The following is a 17,609-nucleotide window of genomic DNA, read 5'->3' on the forward strand; positions in this document are numbered from 1 at the left end:
TTCCATTAATAACTTATTAAAATGCTTGCAAATATTAACTTTACGAAATGGTAACCATTGCCTTAGGTAGTAAAAACCCTGTAAAAATCAGTGCTACTAAGGAGGCATTGGAGATTTTAAGGTTGAATTGGGACTTAATAGCAACTGATATCGATAGTGGGGTAGATAAACAACCTTTTTGTGATCAAACGTATGTTGGTGCTAGAAATAGGGCATTGAACGCGATAAAGGCTACCAATGCAGATATAGGATTAGGGATAGAGGGAGGGGTTTGCAACGTCTACGGTAAGTTTATAGCAAATGCTGTTGTATATGTTATCACTAAAGAAGGTGTAGAGAACTTTGCAATTTCATCATCTTTTACCTTACCTAGTTCTATTGTTTCTTTAATACTTCAAGGAAAGGAATTGGGCGAAGCGTCAGATATTATTTTTAAAACTATTAATAGTAAGACTAAGGAAGGAGCTGTGGGACTATTAACTAATAATATAATTGATAGAAAAACACTTTATGTCCAACCTATTATTCTCGCATTATATCCAATTTATAATACAATTATCAATAATACTCTTTTTTAACTAGTTTTATAAACAATTCACCTATCTCATGCAGTTTTACGGTCTCATGTTCTGAAGGTCTTGGAATTGTTGCTAGAAATACTCCATAATCCTCGTGGTTTCCATCTTCATTATCACTCTTTGGTTCGCCATATATAGAAAATATTATAAAATCATCAACATTATTTAAAATTTTTCGTACTGCTGCATCTACTAATGAATAGATTTTACACTTTTCTGTAGCATCTTTGTGCAGAAGTCTATCTATAGCAGTTATAGAGGCCACAACTGGAGTTTCTTTCACTGACTCCAAAACTATTTGTGTTACTTTATTAATTTCCTCTTCTGCATTCACTGAAGTGTCGTATGGAAGACTAAGTTTACCATAAGTCGGATTAGTTATAGGCAAATTTATAGCTACTGCATTAGTTTCTCTAAGTAGTCTAGGTACTTCGCTATTCAAATTAACTTGTGACAGATCTTTTATATCCTTAAGCTCTAATACTGACATCCATGAAGTTTGTGGAAATTGTGGTTTTTTATTTAAAACCACTCCCCTATAAGTACTACTAAATAGTGTAAATAATGTCCTCGGGTTACATTTCATGAAACTAGTATAGCTTAACCCATCTATTCCTAGTAACAAAGGATTCATTTCTCTCACTTGTTACTCTAATAGGGACTTTAGTCTTACCTCTATTTCTTCTCTAGGTACTGCTCCTAATATTTGGTCTACAAGCTCTCCATTTTTAAAGAACATAATTGTCGGAAGACTCATTATTCCATATCTCATCGCAATATCTTGGCTCTCTTCAGTGTTTAATTTTCCAAATGCTACTTGAGGGTAGTCATTTGCAAGTTCTTCTATTACCGGAGCCAGTATTAAGCATGGCGCACACCATTCTGCCCAAAAGTCGACAACCACTATTTTGTTTTTAGTTATGAATTCATCAAAGTTTTTTGAATTGAGATGTTTTACTGGCTCTTTAACTTTCTCTTTTAAATTATTGAGTATTTGAGTTGTTTTTTTAGAGAGGATTTTTTGTAATTCTGGGTCATTTAGTTCGTCATTCATAAGAGATTATATATAGTATTCATTTAAAAAGTTTTTATCATATAAAGAGATTAGACATGACAAAACTTGTAATTGTAGGCAGTGGAATAACAGGTTTAATTACTGCATTGAAATATGGTGGAGATGTGATAATTTTAGAGAAGAACAAAATTGTTGCACATAATTCAAAAGCCAGTTTATGGTCAATTATTCCACCATTATGCGGTAACCACAGAGAAGATTGTGAAAAAGGTATAAGATTTTATGAAGAGATTTGCGAAAAATACGGTATCTATTGTAAAAAGACCCACGTTATTAGGGTCTCCAGTAAAAAGCTAGGTGGTAAGATAATAGACAGAAAGGAAATAAGAAGTATAGAACCTCAATTGGATATAGAGGAAGCAGAACTTTTTGATGCTGGTCTCTTTGTGGAGGGGGATGAGCTATTTAATACACTTGGAACTGAATTTAACGTAGAGTCGAATTCCGAGGTTACGGATATAATAGTTAGAGATAATGAAATTAAATCTCTTATAACATCTAAGGGTGAGATAAAAGGAGAGTTTTATATTTTTGCTACCGGTTACCTAACTCCTAAATTATTCTCCAAATTAGGAATAGAGGTAAATCTATTTAAAGGACATTTAGTAATTACCAAAAAAACAAGTTTAAATGGAATATTGATCGTAAATGATAGAATTGCAGTTGAGGGCAAGAACTTATACTTAAATGGCGACTCTAAGCCAAATTCCTCTTCAGCAGTAGATTATGATGAAATTTCTAAGACTATTAATGAAATCGCCAATGTACTAAAGATAGATACAAACAATCTAGAGATTAGGGTAGGATTCAGAAGTGTAAGTAAAGATGGGGAACCAATTGTAAAGAAGATTTATTCAAATGGCATATTAATTACAGGTCATAGGTTTGGTTTTGCGTTAGCTCCAATTCTTGCTGAGAAAGCTATACAGATGATCAAATATGGACATTAAGCTAGTTTATTCTACTTTGGATCCCGTAGGTGTGACGATAAAGAAATTGGGATATCGATTCGAGGAAATAAATGAGGATGTAACTGATTTTCACTATGAGAATGGAGAAGCCATAGTAATCTTTTCCAGACATGAAAGTAAAGCAGGTATTCCCTCACTTACCGTACATTATCCCGGAAATCCATCTGAAGAAATTATGGGTGGAGAACCTAAAAAGCTTGGAATAGCGTATCCTAGGCTACTTACCTCAATTTTAAGGGAAATTAAAAAGATCGATCTGAATATAGAGAAAACCATGGAAGCTACTCATCATGGCCCCACCTATCAAAATGTTCCAGTTATATTTGTGGAAGTAGGAAGTAATGAGACGTATTGGACTAACGACACAATAGTTAAAGCGCTAGTTGATTCAACTATAAGAAGTATTGATAAGGTAGATGAGATAGATTGTGAATATTATATTTCAGGTTTTGGTGGACCTCACTATTCTAGGCTTTTTACTAAGCTAGCTGACGAGAGTTGCATAGGCCATGTGATTTCTAAGCACTATATTGATAAGTTAGATGATAAAGTTATAATTCAAACTATAACCAACTCAGTGAATACCATTAATAAAGTCGTAATCGATAGCTTAAACTCTAAGCAGAAAGAACGAATTATAGCTTCACTAAAAAAATTAAATAATATTAATATCGAGTTTCGATAGTATTTGTTGAGTTAATAATGGTGAACCTATACTAATGATTCTACAACTATCAATGTTATTATCACATCTTAAAATAGTAAAACTAGCATTTGGTATTCTAATTCCCCATCCACTGATATCATCCATGTCCAATAGGTATGTTATTATCGCTCTTATAGGATCAGAATGCGATACAGCAGTTATTATTCTGTTATCTTTGTTTATAACTGATTCGAGGAAACTTTTCATTCTCTTGGTAATATCTTCCCAACTTTCTATTCCTTTAATCTCTATTTGTTTTTTGAAAACCTTTAGCTTCCAGTGGTCGTTTGGATCGAAAGAGGTATTGTTCAGTTCCCCTAGAAACCTTTCTCTTAATCTTTGATCCACTATTGGTAAAGTTCCTAAGACTTCACCTATAATTAGTGCAGTCTGATATGCTCTCAGAACTGGACTTGTGTAGATTTTTTCAACTTTCAATTTAGTGAGCTCTTTTCCAGCTTCTTTTGCCTGGTTTATACCCTCTTCTGTGAGAGGATAAGTGTTAGTATCATGACTAAGTATTTTACTAACGTTAGAGGTGCTTTGTCCGTGTCTAATGAAAATTATTATAGTCATCACATAGTTGTTATATTTCTCCACTTATTAGTTTAAACTTAAATATCATCATGAGAATAGGAGTAATGTGGTTTCATTATTCAAAAGGAACAAACATTCACTAAATTCCAGTACAAATTTAAGACTACTCTTTACCTCAGATCTTCATGCATCTTATACAGTCTTCAAAAAGTTCATAAATGCTGGAAAAATCTACAAGGTCAATGCTTTGATAATAGGGGGAGATATAGCTGGTAAGGTACTATTGCCTATTATTGATCTTGGAAATAATAGTTATAATGTTCAAGAAAAGATTGTAACATCAAGCGAATTAAATAGTCTAATAGAAAGGTTTAAAAGCGAAGGGACTTATTATGCCATATTAAGCAAAGGTGAATATGAGGAGGCCTCTCAAAATAAAAAAGCTCAAGACGAATTATTTAAGAAGGCAATTATAGAGACTCTTCATGAATGGATTAAAATTGCAGAGGAGAGATTGAAGGATTATAAAATACCCATTTTTATAAACCTTGGGAACGATGATCCAGAATATCTCTTTGATGTATTAAAGGAAAGCGAGATATTTAAAGTTGGAGAAGGTGAGGTTTTTGATCTTAATGGTTACGAAATTGTATCGTACGGTTACGTTAATCCAACACCTTGGAATACGTTTAGGGAGAAGAAGGAAGAGGATATTTATAGTGACTTAAGTAAGATAGTGTCAAAAATAAATAATTACTCAAAAGCTATTTATAACTTTCATGCTCCTCCTTACAATACTAATTTGGATAATGCTCCGCTTTTAGATGAGAACCTAAAGCCCATAATCAGAGGAGGTGAGATCGTATACACACATGTCGGTTCTAAATCAATAAGGAAAATCATTGAGGAAACTAAGCCATTATTAGGATTACACGGACATATTCATGAATCGAGAGGTTTTGATAAAATTAACAATACGATAGTTATTAATCCAGGTAGTGAGTATAGTAGTGGTCTTCTTCATGCTGCTCTAGTAGTATTAGAAGGAGAATTTATTAAGGCTCATCAATTTATCTTAGGTTAGTTCATGTAGGGGCTACTTAGTCTCTTTAATGCCTTTTCAAATTCTAACTCCATGGGTAGCCTTTATGAATTAGGAAAAGTTAGGCAATTTCGGGTCTAAGTGATGACCAATACTTTTTTTAAGGTTCGCACTTTCTTCTATTTATGATTATATTTTATGCAATTGGTGAAAGGGAAAGAGCAAAAGAATTGGTTAGAATAATAACAAAAACTAGGTGGAAGACAATATCAAAGCACGCAATAAAGATAGCTAGTTCCTCAATTGGTCCTTCTGTAGTCATATTTAAGCCAACTATGGCAGGTTTGGCTGTAGCACTATGGTTAAAACAAAGAGCGGAAGAATTGGGCATGACTTCCGCAGTTGGATGGTTCCAGCCTATAAATCAGATACCTCCACAAGTTGAAGATGCTATAAGAACAGATTTAAACAAGATACTTATGAAAAAACTGGAAATTCCATGGTCCCCATAATTTAGCTAGAGAGTTCTATTTGCTTGGGTGGCAATGTCTTTATCTCAGTGTTCTCACTGCTTCTAGTCACAATTACGTAGTCCGCAATTTCGGTTAGATATTCTAGTAGCCTGTTAAATCTTTTCTGGTCAAATGTCATTGCAGACTCGTCAATTATGAAGTATGGAGTCTTGAAATATGCTCTTAATGCGCTTAACACCAATATTAAAGCTAATGTAGTTCTCTCTGATGATGACAACTTCTTTATATCAATTATGGCTCCTTTCCTTTTTACAATTAATCTGTAATTACCGTCAATTTCAGCATCCATATCAAATTCGAATCTCTTTAGTAATTGATTAGCTATTCTGTTAAATTCTTCTCTGGCCTTTGTTAGCCTCCTTATGTATTCTACTTGTAATTCATCTACTTTCTTCTGTAATTGTTCTATATGCTCCTCTTTTTCTTTCAACTCCTCTAGGATAGAGGATGGTATTCCCAATAGTTGAAGTTCGTATTCGTACTCTTCTCTTTTCTTTCTTAGCTCCTCTATTCTCTTTAAAATACTTGCACTATCATCATTAGTGGCTATTGCACCTGACAAGGATTCAGATTTACTAAACCTCTCTTCAGTTTCTCTTCTCTGTCTCTCTAAATCGTCTATTTGGAACTTAACAGAACCTATCCTATTAATTAACTCTTCCTTTTTAGCCTTTAATTTTGCAATTTCATTCTCTAGAGTCTGTAACTCCTTTAATCTAAGGTCGATTTCTTCTTTCCTTTTCTGTAATCCTATTATATCATTACGCAAACTGTCCAAGAGCGAGGTTTTATCTCTTAATTCCCTTGATATTATTTCAGCTCTTTCTTTCCATATACTCGGATCTACTTTGCTTCCACAGACATTGCATGTATCTAAATGATGTCTATCACTTTCGTTTACTTCTTCTAATACACGTTCAAGTACTTTGAGTTCTATTTCTAATTCAGATCTATCATTAGTTTTCAGTTTAAGCTTCTCATTTATTTCTTCCATCTCTTTTTCGAGTTGAGTCTTTATGTCGGGAGATACTTTACTCTCCTTATTTTGTATCTCTTCCTCTATTTTCTTTAATGCAAATTCCAAATTCGCTAATTCATCTTTCTTAACTTTTATCTTGTTCAAGATTTCATTTATTTTATTCTGTCTAGTTAGTGTTATTGTGTATGTAGTTTTAGCTACTATATTACTACTGCTTTCCCTTTCCTTCTCTAGCTTGTCTATCTCTTCGTCTATTGCCCTTATTTTAGCTTGTATTTCTCTAATGTTATTATATTTCTTTTGTAACTCATCTCTAGCATTTATCTCAGCTGTTAAGAGTTTCTGTAATTCTTCTTTTTTAGCTTTTATTTCATTTATTTTTGATGTTGTAGATATAAACCACTCTACGTTACCATCTCCAGACAATATTTGAGTTACCAATCTATTCTCTGGAGAGAAATATGTTAGTAGTAAAGCTCTATCGTCATCCATTATTAGATTTTTCTCTTCGCCTAATCCGTTCCTTATCCTTTTTATCCTCCTATAGTATAGTTTATTATCTAATTCTGCTTCTACGTAACCACTATCTGCAAATACGTTAAGTAGATCTTCTGCCTTAATACTAGATGTTAATAGAGATATCAAAGATCTTACTAGCGATGTCTTACCATATGCGTTTGGTGCTTCGTAAGATGTTACTCCTTTCTCTAGCTCAAGACTATATTCTTGTGTTATACCACCTATATTAAATACTCTAACCTTCATCTAGTGGTATTAAAGATAAACTAGTATAAAAATTCTCTCCTACTGTCTAGTTAAGTGTGGACAACAATTTTCTTAATTTAAAATAAATTGTGTAAATTGTTTTTGCGCGTGGAATAAGTCCTTTTGTTTAGCGTAATATCTTTTTGGGTGAGCAGAGGATTTTTCTTGGTGAGCAAATCATGGACAAATGAAGTAGCCGCGCTCACTCAAGTTATTTTAACCTTAATGGAGTATATTAACCTTAAGCCTAGGTTTCACGTTAGGGAGGAGATTGCTTTAAGCTTAGCGAGTTATCTAGCTGACTTATCCTCTTGGAGGACTACGTTGTTCCACTTCACCTTACTTTATGAGAGGCTTGGTAGCCTCAGATATGCCGTATCCTTGAGTTACGCCATTGACGAGACTAAGGTTACTTGCGTTAGGGGTAATTACTACGTTTGGGTTATTAGGGAGGTTGTAGCTAAAGCTATTTCCTTCTTCATGGTAACAAGCTTGAGGAGTGGTTTTCACGTAGTTATCATGAGGGGATTGCGAGTAAGTACTTTAGAATAGGGTAGTTTACTTGCACGATGGTTTATCAGTTTACAATGCCTTTGATTGGTTTAATGTTGGGCACAAGAGGGTTACGTTAGGCGATTACACTGAAGAAGGGTCTAGGAAATTAAAGCATAGAGTCTCTTCAATGGACTTCGCTTGTAATTCCAATAAGTTAATGAGTTGGTTCTCGACCTTCTTCTTAATCTACAACCTCCTTTACATTCAAGTGTATTTAGTGGATAAGGGAGTGATGATAAATGCAAACATTTCAACTACATGAAATTGTTGTCCACACTCAGATATGATGGGCGATTCATGTTTCCTTTGCGATTTCAATTTGTTTCTCTAAAAATAGATAATAATAATTGATTCTACATTTAGGGTAATGCTAATAATTTGAAGTAACATTAGCTGGGGACGAGCTTGAGGTAATATTATGAACCAGATCACACTAAGCATGAAAGACCTCTACACCCACTCTCCGAGCGAGGATGTAGAGGAGCTCAAGAAGTGGTTTAAGCCCAGCAACCTGGCCGAGTCGTTCAACTCCCTCATCGAACGTAGGAGATTCGGCAAGTTCCACTCTCCTTGGATATTCCAGATCGTGCGGACCATAGCCAATAACTACAATCTATCAACCTATTTTCTCATAATTGCAATATTATTGCATTTTACCTTATTCTTCTCATCATAACTGAAATGTATACAATAATTTCTACATTGAATTATCTTTATACATACGAAATATTACAATTTGCAAAGGAAACTTGAATCACCCAGTTCGAGCCATAGTGTAAAAATAATTAAATCCATATAAATATTCTTTCTCAATAATTTGGCATAAATCATAAAAGTATTCGTTTATTTTCAATTAAATATGGAAATAAGCCATTATCAAAAAGAAGATGTCGGAATTTTTAACCTTTTTCCACAAAATTTTGTTATCTAATTAAAGTAATTAACGAAATGGTATTAAAGGAATTTAAACATCGCTTAAATTTGATCTGCTACCCAAATTTTCATGATTTATTAAAGTGCCAGAGGCAACTTTAGATACTTACTGTATAATTATATTGTCAAGGTGACATAGCTTTATGAGGAAAGTTATAGTGGATTCAGATACTGCCACTGATGATACTATAGCGATATTACTTGCATCCAGATTTTTTCAATTATTAGGTGTAACCATAGTTGCTGGAAATGTAAATTATAATCAAGAGGTTAAGAATGCCCTTTTTACTTTAGAGTATATTGGTAAGCAGGATGTACCAGTTTATTTAGGCTCACAAAGACCTATCTTAGGAAATTGGAGAACTGTTGAAGAGGTTCATGGAAGTAATGGAATGAGTAATTGGAACTACCCTGAACCTAATAAAAGGCCAGAGAAAGAGCATGCTATAGATGCCATACTCAGATTATCAAAAGAACATGAAGGTGAGTTGGAAATACTTGCAATTTCCCCTTTAACAAATATTGCATTAGCCTATCTTAAGGATCCATCAGTTGTTAAACGAGTGAAAAAGATTTGGATAATGGGTGGTGCATTTTCAAAGGGTAACACTACCCCCATAGCAGAGTTCAATTTTTGGGTAGATCCTGAGGCTGCTAAAATAGTTTTAGATGCAGGATTTGACATCACCATAGTTCCTTGGGAAGTTGCCGAAATAAGTGGTTCTTTGAATGAGAGAGACTGGGAATATATCTCTAAGCTTAATACTAAGCTTTCAAACTTTTTTATTAACGTTAATAAGACGCTAAAGGAATATACCACTAAGAATCAAGGCATATCTGGCAGTATCCATCCAGATTCCTTAACAGTTTCGATAGCTCATGACAACTCTATTATCTTAGATTCTTCTCTAAAGTATGTTGATGTTGAATTATGTTCAAAATCTAGAGGAGCAATGTTAATAGACTGGTACAGTTTACATAAAAACAAGCCTAATGCTGAAATTGTACTAAAGGCAGATGGTGGTAAGTTTAAAAATCTTCTATTCAACTCTCTTTCCCAGCTTTGAGCAATCAGCATATACTATAATATTAACGTTTTTTATATCTAAGCCATTTTTGGTTAGATTTTCCATAAAGTTATCCATTTCAATATCTAGATCAATTATTCTGTTAGAATCGATACAAAAAACATTAACGTGAGGCTTTCTATTAATCTCAAACCAAGTTATGCCGTTTGCCTCAAAAGAATTTAATATTCCAGATTCCTTTAATGTCTCTAACGTATTATAAACTGTGGATAAGCTAATGCTAGGTTCTGTTTTTTTAAGTTCTTCGTAAATTTGTTCCCCGCTATAATGGCCCCCTCTCATTATTAGCTTTAGTATAGCGATTCTTTGTGGTGTCACTTTTAGGTTTCTTTGCCTCAACAAGTTTGCGAGATCAACTTCCATACTGTACTCATTTCTATCTTGGAGTAATTTAAAATTTCTCCTATCTGCAACTCTCTTATACCTTAAATTTAGGTTTATAAAGTTAAGTGGGTATTATATAATAATGCAGAACTTTAGGGAGCTGTCAATTGATATTGTTCTTTCGCATAAAATACGGAACTATGACCAAGTAGTTCTTGATGGTACTAAGAAACGTGATTCATGTGCGTTTTTCATTTATGGCTATTGTAAAAAAATTTCGCCAAGAAGTAAAGTTCTTGCTAGCTGGATATCCAATGGAAAGATTATTCCACATCCCCTATTTTGTTATCTATGCCCATTTTACTCATTAAGAGATGATGACAAGACTGTAACCGTTGATCTTTTCGATATTTACTTAACATATAAGAATTTAAAGACACAAATTGAAAAAGAATTAGAATTTATAGAGAGTAGGCTCTCAGAATTTTCATTTTCCACTTCCATAGCATTGAGAAGAAGAAGAGAGGACTTGATAGCTTTTCTTGATGATATTTCAACTAAGAGTAAAATACTTTTAGAAATAATAAGGATGAGTGAGAGAACATGAGGGCAGAAGACTTATTTAATGATCCAAAAAGTTATAAGAGATGGTACGAACTCCACTCTAAGCTATACGAGAATGAGAGAAATGTAGTTAGAAGTTTTAACCTTAAAGATTGTTTAGATGTAGGATCGGGACCAGATATTTTTCATGAAGAAATTGGAGGAAGAATTGTAGCTCTGGATATATCGTTACTTATGCTAAAAGAAAGTAAAAGTGACGAGAAAGTGCTAGCTGATGCTTTACATTTACCCTTCAGAGATAACTCATTTAAATGTGTCTTCAGTTCTGTCACCGTCTGCTTTATAGAAGACGTAAAGGGATTTATAAGGGAGATGGCTAGAATAACTAAAGAAAGAGCAATTATTTGTTTTATAGCCAGGGATTCTCCGTGGGGTGAATATTATGAGAATCTAGGCAAAAGCGGCCATAAGTATTATTCGCATGCTCGCTTTATATCAAGAAGAGAGTTTTACGTAATTATAAACGATTTCATGAAAATTTCTAGAATTAGATCCACGCTAAAAAAGATGAGCGAAACAGAAATCGATGGAGTTTATAACGATGATAGTGGGTCATTTATATGTGTGGAAGCTATTCCTATGAAACCGGAGCCCCTTTCATTGAGTCTTAACAGACACTCGGGGGCTGATCCTGCTGACCCTATTTCTTAACTCTAAACCTCAAGTTTATATTTTTTCCTAACAACGTGCTTCGCGCACTTTTTTGAATTTTTACAAAGAGTTAAGAGGTATCACAAACAGAAATTGTACACTTTAAGATTAATTGAAAGGGAAATAATGGCAGTTTAGTGTAAAGATATTCAATAGATCAACTAAGCGTTAACAACATACCTTTCTTCCCACGCAAGGGGCAATATTAGTTTAGATTATAAAAACTTAATTGAAAGGTCTAACTACTGAATATTCAAGTCTTATTGACGGTTTCTCAGTCAGTTCCTTATCACTTTTTAAAACTAACTCTCGTATTATTATTGATTAATCTAGCAAGACGATCTATATTAGTTCTTAGTTCCTCCATTTCTCTTTTTAGAAAAGGTAGAGGAACACTAGAAACGCTTGAATTCTTTTTTTATCTTATATTTCTTTTTAGCGTACCTATTCTCCTTAGCGAGTTTCATTAGTGTCCGATAACGTAGAAGGGGAACACCAGCTTGTATCTAGTGATCACGTTTTCGTCGCACTTGCTCTAATCCGTTAGTACTTCTCTTTCTCAAATGTAATATTTGACGTAATTAATTACAAACTTTTGTATAAGTCTGGAGCGATCACAGCGTAACCGCTTAGGGTAAACCTTAAAAAGGCTTATTTATAATGTTTTTCCATATCTTTACTCATGTTAAGAACTTTTGTACTGATGTTTTTCACATCCCTTAGTTTTATTGTAGCTTATTATATTACCTTTAGTCCATTAATTTTAGCAGAATTCTCCCACGCTTTGATTGACTTCTTAACAATTGCATTTTCTATTATTGCTATAAAATTCATAGGGGAGAATGAAGTAGCTGAGGGGAGATTTTCTTATGGATTACATAGACTAGAAGTTGTTGTTGCTATGATTAATCTCATTATAATTATTCTGCTTTCACTTGCCGTGGCATACACTTCTGTAACATCACTGTTTAAGGAAACTACAAATGATTCTTTTACCTTAATCGTATCGTCAGCTTTGGCGTCATTTTTAACTTATTTCGCATCCCCTAAAGAAAGGAATGACTTAGGCAAGAAGGGACTATATATGCACATCTTATCAGACTTTCTAGGATATATAATGGGTTTTATCATAGGTATTCTTATCTTTATCTCGGGAATACGTGAATTAGACCCAGTAGGGGCAATTATACTAGTAATACTGAACTTTGCACTTTCTATTCCGTTATTGAAGGAAGCTTTTTTAATATTTATGGAAGGCTCATCAGTGAAAATCGACCATATTATGGAAGAACTCACTAAAATTTCCCCTAGCGTTCATCACTTGCATGTGTGGTCAATTTGCGATCACGTTAAGGTTGCGACACTTCACGTTAAAGTATCTCCAAACTTGACTATAGCCGAGGCTGATAAAATTAGGGGCTCAATTTGCGATTTTCTTAAAGAAAAATATGGTATCTCTCATGTAACAGTTCAATTTGAGACTAACGTTGACGATTAATAAAACTGGCTTGGCCACCATTCGATATCTTTGTGAAGTTTACTTCCTACTAGCTTTATTATTTTCTCTCTATCCATTGCTGAAAACCTAACATCCATGTGAGCTTTTAAGAGTGGAAATGGATAGCCCTTAATACTTACTCCACTCAGACGATCCATTATTTCCTTCACTATTTTCTCATCAACTCTCCCAACTATATCTACTCTAATGACTCTCTTGCCATTATCCAATCTAGTATAGAAAGTCGTATATTCCATTTTTCTTAATACCTCAATCTCAGGTATCTCAGAAATTTTTTCTATGTCTATATTTTTTATTATAAGTTTGGAAAATCCTCTTTTTTCAGTAAATAATTCTAAAACAGTAATGTCGGGATAATCTGTACCAAATAGATCTCTCCCTCTACTAACTTTAGATATCCACAAAACGTTGCCATCATATTCCTCTATTATTTTACTAACAAGAAATTGATTTAGTAGCATTAACAAATCTCGCATTTTTCTTTCATCTTTTATACTAATAATACCATTTAAATCGACATTCCTAATTAACTTTAACTCTTCATCAGAAAACTGTTGAATATCAACTTTATTACCAATCTTTTTGCTTAAGCTCCCATCCATAAGAATGTAATCTCCCTTACTACCATCCCTTAAAGCTAGCGATAGTTCTAATGCCTCCATTAATAGTGATATTCTTTCTTGTGCATCGTTCCCTGGCTTAAATATACCTATTTGGCCATCTTCGCTTAATGTCTTTACTCCTTTATTATCTCCAATTACAGATTCAGCTCCAACTGCGTAAACTATTCCTATTCTCATAGGTCTACCAAAAGATCCACCGTCAATAGCTACAAATTTACAAGTTTCGCTCTGTTCATGGTTTATAACGTATTCATTCCAATACTCATTTACTTTATCTTGTATCTCTTGCTTAAGATAATTGGCAATATTGTAAATCTGATTTTTTATCTCATTATGGCTTTCTACTAACTTATCATATATTTTTCTTATCAAGTCTCCTCCCTCACAAAACTTTTATTTCCTCTCTTTTCAACACGAATAACATAATCTGCTGCTTGGACTACCTCCTCGTCGTGAGTCACCACTATTATCTGAGGCACACTCTCCTTTGCAGCCCTAATTATCTCTATTAAATACGCTTTTCTTTGATCATCTAAGTGGATTGTTGGCTCGTCAAGAATGAAGAAGTTAGTATTGCTCATTAGTGCTTTTGCTATCGCTAACCTTAAAGCTATAGATAAGGCAATTCTCTCTCCGCCGCTAAGTGATACTATGGGTAAGGTATCGCCACTATTCGTATATACTAGTATATCCCCACTACTACTCCTTCCTCTGCCAGTTTTCGGCATGATCTCCATCTCAACGTTTTTAATGGATAGATCAAATTTTGATATTATATCGTTTAGATTATTTTCGATTAATTGTTTTGTTGTCATGATTATATAACTCTGTAATTTGCGTTCTCCTAATGCTGATCTAATTTTCTCTAACTTATTAATAGCATTGATTATCTTTTCTCTATCCTTTAGCTGTAATTCATAATTCGCAATTCTATTACTTATCTCCTCTATATCTTTCTCTAAACTTTCCAATTCGCCTTCGATTCTACTCTTTCTATTTTCCTTTTCCTTAAGACTAAGATTATAAGCATCTAAACTGGTTTTAAGTTCATTATATCTATTTTCATCAAATTGTATAATATTTACTTCCTCCCTTAAATTCTTAACCTCTTCTTGTAATAGTTTAACTTGACGTATATAGTCTTCTAGTATTCCTTTTTTCTTTTTCATTTCATCTAACTTTACTCTTTTGTTCTCTAAATCTAGAATTTTACTCTCTAGAGCTTTTCTGTCTAATCCTTTTAATTCGCTTTCTAGTCCTCTCATTTCTTTTTCAATCTCTTCTTTTTTCTTTTTCATTTCATCTAACTTTACTCTTTTCTTATCAAGTTCCTCCTTGGTATACTTAGATAGCCTCATGAATTCTTCATAATACAGTTTTAGTTCTTTTACCTCTTCATTTATTTTCTTAATTTCCTCGTCGATATTCTTTAAAGATTCGATCTCACTATGAAGATTTTCTATTTCCTCATTTAGCTTTTTAAGCTGTCTCATTACATTATCGTAACTTGCCTTATTATTTGAAAGTCTTCTATATTCCCTTTCTATTTTATTTAATTCGTTAGTAATCTTCTTCAGTTCTTCTTCTAGTTCATTCTTATTTAATTCTAATTGTAAAATGTAACTTTTTGCTTCTTTTATTATTTTTTGTTTGTGCTCCTCATCTAGGGGTCTTCCACATACAGGACAAGTTTCCCCCTCAACTTGGCTAATATTATTTATTATCTCATTTTTCTCAGATATTAAGCTTTCAACTTTGGCTAATTGAGCTCTAAGATTAAGTTGTTTTTTCCTAGTCTCCTCTACCTTTTGTTCTAGACTATTAACCTTGTCTATATCATTAGAAAGCTCACTTGCATCTTTCTCTAAACGTTCTTTTAAATTTAGTTTAGAATCCAAATCGGATTTCAATTTGAGGTACTGTTGATATTTTGGCTGTAATTCTTCCAGTTTCCTTTCTAATTCCTTGTATTTTAAGTATTTTGGCTCAAGTTCTTCCTTTCTTCTAATAGCTTTTTCGTATTCCTCAATTTCTTTTTCTAAATTAATTACATTGGCTGACATTTCTGTATGACTTTTCGCTAAAACTTCATATTTCTCGAATTTTAGCTTGATGTTCCTTAGATTCTCAAGTTCGTTTATCTCCTTTTCGAGTTGATCCATGTTCTCTGTTTGTTTCCTCAATTCTTCTATACTCCTATTTAACTCATTTAATTCGCCTTCTTTTATCTTTAAGGTAGTTGTCAACTTTAAGTACTGGTTTCTTTTTTTCTCATACTCATCGAATTGATCCTTTATGTCTTTTATCCGTTTTTCTAGGTTCTTTATCTCATCTTCCAGCTTTTCCTTATCTTTTTTTAACTCCAATACTCTAGCTCTTTTTTCCTCCACGGTCTTCTTAAAATTGTTATAGTCTTGTTCTATTCTATCTAGTTCCCTTAATTTATTCTCCAAGTTTTTCCTAAATTCTACTATTGGTCCTCTACTATCAATGAGTTTCTCAATTAGTTCCAATTTAAGAATTTTGCCCATAATTTCTTGGAAATTCTCCAAAATTTTATCCAGTTCTCCTTGCCTAACTATTATTGTTGATAGGGCAATATCTTTATCAATACCTAGAATTTTTTCTATTTCATTAGAGACTACTGTTGCGCTACGTGCGATTGGGAATTGATTCCTTATTAACCTATCTTCTGTAGTGCTCCTTATATCCCTTATTATTTCTATTTTATCTTTTTCATTGGAAAGGTATAAGGTAACACTACCTCTATTTGAACCTTTTCTTATTAAGTTGTCGTTATTTCCCCTACTATGGGTTCTAAACAAGCTGAATACTATACCGTCTATTATAGAGCTTTTACCTGCTCCATTTTGGCCTACTATTACATTTATTTCACCCATGAACTGGATTTCGCTGTGTTCATGACTTAAGAAATTAGTTAAAGTAATTTTATCAATTCTCATAAGTTAACACCTGTTAACTTTTTTAATATCTCATTTACTATCTCGTCAGACTCAACGTTCTTTATCATTTGTAAGATCAAATTTGCTTCATCCTCGCTAAACTTCTCATATTTAGTAAGATATTCAATTATTATCTTATCTAATCCCTTATCTCGTGGCAAGGTGTAGGATAAGTTATCTACTGTTTGAGTAGTTTCATCCTTATATATTCTATAATAAAGCGCAACATCGTTCAAAGGAAGTAACTCCTTGTAAAGTAGGTCCTTTCTCATCCTTTCACCCTCTACGATAATATGCAATATTGGTTTGTTGTTTTCACTTTTATTATGTTCAATTAGATCATCTCTTATCGTTAATATATCCTTCTTTATGTTCTTTGTATTTATAGTTACAACCTTTTGTGGCCTTACTGTAATATTTATCGTGCTAAGTATAGGTAAGTCTTTTGAAAAGTCTATTAGGTATGCTCCCTTTCCAAATTTTTCATATCCTTCTATCTCCTCTTCTCTCATTATATCCGGTGAGCCAGCTATTGCAATTACTGAACCGTCATCCTGAGTAAGTCTCCACCTAGTATGTATATGGCCTAAAGCGTAATATCCAAAACCTTTAGGTAAACTTCCTAATTCCATTTGCCATGAACCATCATATGGCAATATCTGTTTTACTCCTTGATGTAGTAGTAGTATACTCCTACTAGACTTTGGCCTTAAAGCGGATAACGCGCTAACTAAGATACTTTTTGAAACTGTTGGAATATGAGGGATTCCATACACTTCAATGCCTTTTATTATGTATGGCTTCTCATAATTCAATATCTTAATTAAATCCAATTCACTTAAAATATTATGAGGAATGAGATAACCTTTCCTCTTTGGAGTGTCGTGGTCCCCCGGTATAGATAAGAATGGTATATTGACGTCTTTCAGCCTTTTTAGTATTTTAATAGCCATAACTAATGCATTTGTAGTAGGACTCGAAACGTCAAAAAGATCTCCAGAATGTATTATAACGTCAACGTGTTCCTTTATAGCAATATCAACTAGTTGTGAGAAAATATCGTAGATATCCTTCTCTCTTTCAACTAGAGAGTACTGCCTTTTTCCTAAATGAGTATCAGAAATATGTAAAATTTGTACCATT

17 protein-coding genes and 3 pseudogenes are annotated in these 17,609 nt (G+C 33.3%); 11 read left to right on the forward strand and 9 right to left on the reverse strand.

What is annotated here, in order from left to right; all coding sequences use genetic code 11:
• Positions 1-47: 47 nt before the first annotated feature.
• Positions 48-578, forward strand: coding sequence for a DUF84 family protein (locus tag SSOP1_RS11290; RefSeq protein WP_009992042.1), 531 nt, complete (start codon positions 48-50; stop codon positions 576-578).
• Here the strand turns inward: SSOP1_RS11290 and SSOP1_RS11295 are convergent.
• Complete coding sequence (locus SSOP1_RS11295) at positions 559-1,212, reverse strand: hypothetical protein (RefSeq protein WP_009992041.1); 654 nt, start codon at positions 1,210-1,212, stop codon at positions 559-561. The two genes, SSOP1_RS11290 and SSOP1_RS11295, sit on opposite strands and share 20 nt — an antisense overlap.
• Positions 1,213-1,224: 12 nt before the next feature.
• Positions 1,225-1,632 (reverse strand): thioredoxin, encoded by a 408-nt coding sequence (gene trxA, locus SSOP1_RS11300; RefSeq protein ID WP_009992040.1) that lies wholly within the window; start codon positions 1,630-1,632, stop codon positions 1,225-1,227.
• A gap of 56 nt (positions 1,633-1,688) precedes the next feature.
• On the opposite strand from trxA, the gene SSOP1_RS11305 reads away from it, so the two are divergent.
• Both SSOP1_RS11305 and SSOP1_RS11310 read left to right on the forward strand, forming a co-directional pair.
• Positions 1,689-2,603, forward strand: a complete 915-nt coding sequence (locus SSOP1_RS11305) for an NAD(P)/FAD-dependent oxidoreductase (protein WP_009992039.1) — start codon at positions 1,689-1,691, stop codon at positions 2,601-2,603.
• A complete protein-coding gene (locus tag SSOP1_RS11310; protein WP_009992037.1) occupies positions 2,593-3,309 on the forward strand; it encodes a D-aminoacyl-tRNA deacylase in 717 nt (238 codons plus the stop codon). The genes SSOP1_RS11305 and SSOP1_RS11310 overlap by 11 nt, the downstream gene beginning before the upstream one ends.
• Here the strand turns inward: SSOP1_RS11310 and SSOP1_RS11315 are convergent.
• Entirely contained in the window at positions 3,280-3,906 is a 627-nt protein-coding gene (locus SSOP1_RS11315; protein WP_009992036.1) for a 2,3-diphosphoglycerate-dependent phosphoglycerate mutase, read from the reverse strand. The two genes, SSOP1_RS11310 and SSOP1_RS11315, sit on opposite strands and share 30 nt — an antisense overlap.
• Before the next feature lie 67 nt (positions 3,907-3,973).
• Here SSOP1_RS11315 and SSOP1_RS11320 point away from each other — a divergent pair, with 67 nt between their 5' ends.
• The gene (locus SSOP1_RS11320; protein WP_010923811.1) at positions 3,974-4,951 is read left to right on the forward strand and encodes a metallophosphoesterase family protein; all 978 of its coding nucleotides are present in this window, start codon (positions 3,974-3,976) and stop codon (positions 4,949-4,951) included.
• Positions 4,952-5,094: 143 nt separating this feature from the next.
• Positions 5,095-5,421 carry a hypothetical protein gene (locus SSOP1_RS11325; protein WP_009992032.1) on the forward strand — a complete coding sequence of 109 codons (327 nt, stop codon included), beginning with the start codon at positions 5,095-5,097 and terminating at the stop codon, positions 5,419-5,421.
• Between the two features lies 1 nt (position 5,422).
• Here SSOP1_RS11325 and clsN read toward each other — a convergent pair whose 3' ends face one another.
• Entirely contained in the window at positions 5,423-7,186 is a 1,764-nt protein-coding gene (gene clsN / locus SSOP1_RS11330; RefSeq protein WP_009992029.1) for an SMC-like protein coalescin, read from the reverse strand.
• Between the two features lie 123 nt (positions 7,187-7,309).
• On the opposite strand from clsN, the pseudogene SSOP1_RS16595 reads away from it, so the two are divergent.
• The 3 genes and pseudogenes from SSOP1_RS16595 to SSOP1_RS11345 all read left to right on the forward strand — a co-directional run bounded on the left by SSOP1_RS16595 (position 7,310) and on the right by SSOP1_RS11345 (position 9,741).
• A pseudogene (locus tag SSOP1_RS16595) lies at positions 7,310-8,003 on the forward strand (IS6-like element ISC774 family transposase).
• A 216-nt stretch (positions 8,004-8,219) separates the two neighbouring features.
• A pseudogene (locus tag SSOP1_RS17170) lies at positions 8,220-8,417 on the forward strand (IS256 family transposase); the annotation flags it as partial.
• A 400-nt stretch (positions 8,418-8,817) separates the two neighbouring features.
• Positions 8,818-9,741 carry a nucleoside hydrolase gene (locus SSOP1_RS11345; RefSeq protein WP_009991551.1) on the forward strand — a complete coding sequence of 308 codons (924 nt, stop codon included), beginning with the start codon at positions 8,818-8,820 and terminating at the stop codon, positions 9,739-9,741.
• On the opposite strand, the gene SSOP1_RS11350 is transcribed toward SSOP1_RS11345, so the two are convergent.
• Entirely contained in the window at positions 9,715-10,125 is a 411-nt protein-coding gene (locus SSOP1_RS11350) for a Fur family transcriptional regulator (RefSeq protein ID WP_009991550.1), read from the reverse strand. The two genes, SSOP1_RS11345 and SSOP1_RS11350, sit on opposite strands and share 27 nt — an antisense overlap.
• A 103-nt stretch (positions 10,126-10,228) precedes the next feature.
• Here SSOP1_RS11350 and SSOP1_RS11355 point away from each other — a divergent pair, with 103 nt between their 5' ends.
• Both SSOP1_RS11355 and SSOP1_RS11360 read left to right on the forward strand, forming a co-directional pair.
• Complete coding sequence (locus tag SSOP1_RS11355; protein WP_009991548.1) at positions 10,229-10,693, forward strand: hypothetical protein; 465 nt, start codon at positions 10,229-10,231, stop codon at positions 10,691-10,693.
• Positions 10,690-11,361, forward strand: a complete 672-nt coding sequence (locus tag SSOP1_RS11360) for a class I SAM-dependent methyltransferase (RefSeq protein ID WP_009991547.1) — start codon at positions 10,690-10,692, stop codon at positions 11,359-11,361. The genes SSOP1_RS11355 and SSOP1_RS11360 overlap by 4 nt, the downstream gene beginning before the upstream one ends.
• A 378-nt stretch (positions 11,362-11,739) precedes the next feature.
• Here the strand turns inward: SSOP1_RS11360 and SSOP1_RS17735 are convergent.
• Positions 11,740-11,878, reverse strand: a pseudogene (locus SSOP1_RS17735) (IS5/IS1182 family transposase); the annotation flags it as partial.
• A gap of 165 nt (positions 11,879-12,043) precedes the next feature.
• Between SSOP1_RS17735 and SSOP1_RS11365 the strand changes: the two are divergent.
• Positions 12,044-12,859 carry a cation diffusion facilitator family transporter gene (locus SSOP1_RS11365; protein ID WP_010923814.1) on the forward strand — a complete coding sequence of 272 codons (816 nt, stop codon included), beginning with the start codon at positions 12,044-12,046 and terminating at the stop codon, positions 12,857-12,859.
• Here SSOP1_RS11365 and nurA read toward each other — a convergent pair.
• The 3 genes from nurA to mre11 are packed head-to-tail and all read right to left on the reverse strand — an operon-like array spanning position 12,856 to position 17,608.
• Positions 12,856-13,875, reverse strand: coding sequence for a DNA double-strand break repair nuclease NurA (gene nurA, locus SSOP1_RS11370; RefSeq protein WP_009991544.1), 1,020 nt, complete (start codon positions 13,873-13,875; stop codon positions 12,856-12,858). The two genes, SSOP1_RS11365 and nurA, sit on opposite strands and share 4 nt — an antisense overlap.
• A complete protein-coding gene (locus SSOP1_RS11375) occupies positions 13,872-16,466 on the reverse strand; it encodes an AAA family ATPase (RefSeq protein ID WP_009991542.1) in 2,595 nt (864 codons plus the stop codon). Before SSOP1_RS11375 ends, nurA begins: the two co-directional genes overlap by 4 nt.
• Positions 16,463-17,608 (reverse strand): DNA double-strand break repair protein Mre11, encoded by a 1,146-nt coding sequence (gene mre11 / locus SSOP1_RS11380; RefSeq protein WP_009991541.1) that lies wholly within the window; start codon positions 17,606-17,608, stop codon positions 16,463-16,465. The genes SSOP1_RS11375 and mre11 overlap by 4 nt, the downstream gene beginning before the upstream one ends.
• Between the last annotated feature and the right edge of the window lies 1 nt (position 17,609).

The sequence above is a fragment of the Saccharolobus solfataricus genome (genome assembly GCF_900079115.1).
In the GTDB taxonomy this organism is placed as follows: domain Archaea; phylum Thermoproteota; class Thermoprotei_A; order Sulfolobales; family Sulfolobaceae; genus Saccharolobus; species Saccharolobus solfataricus.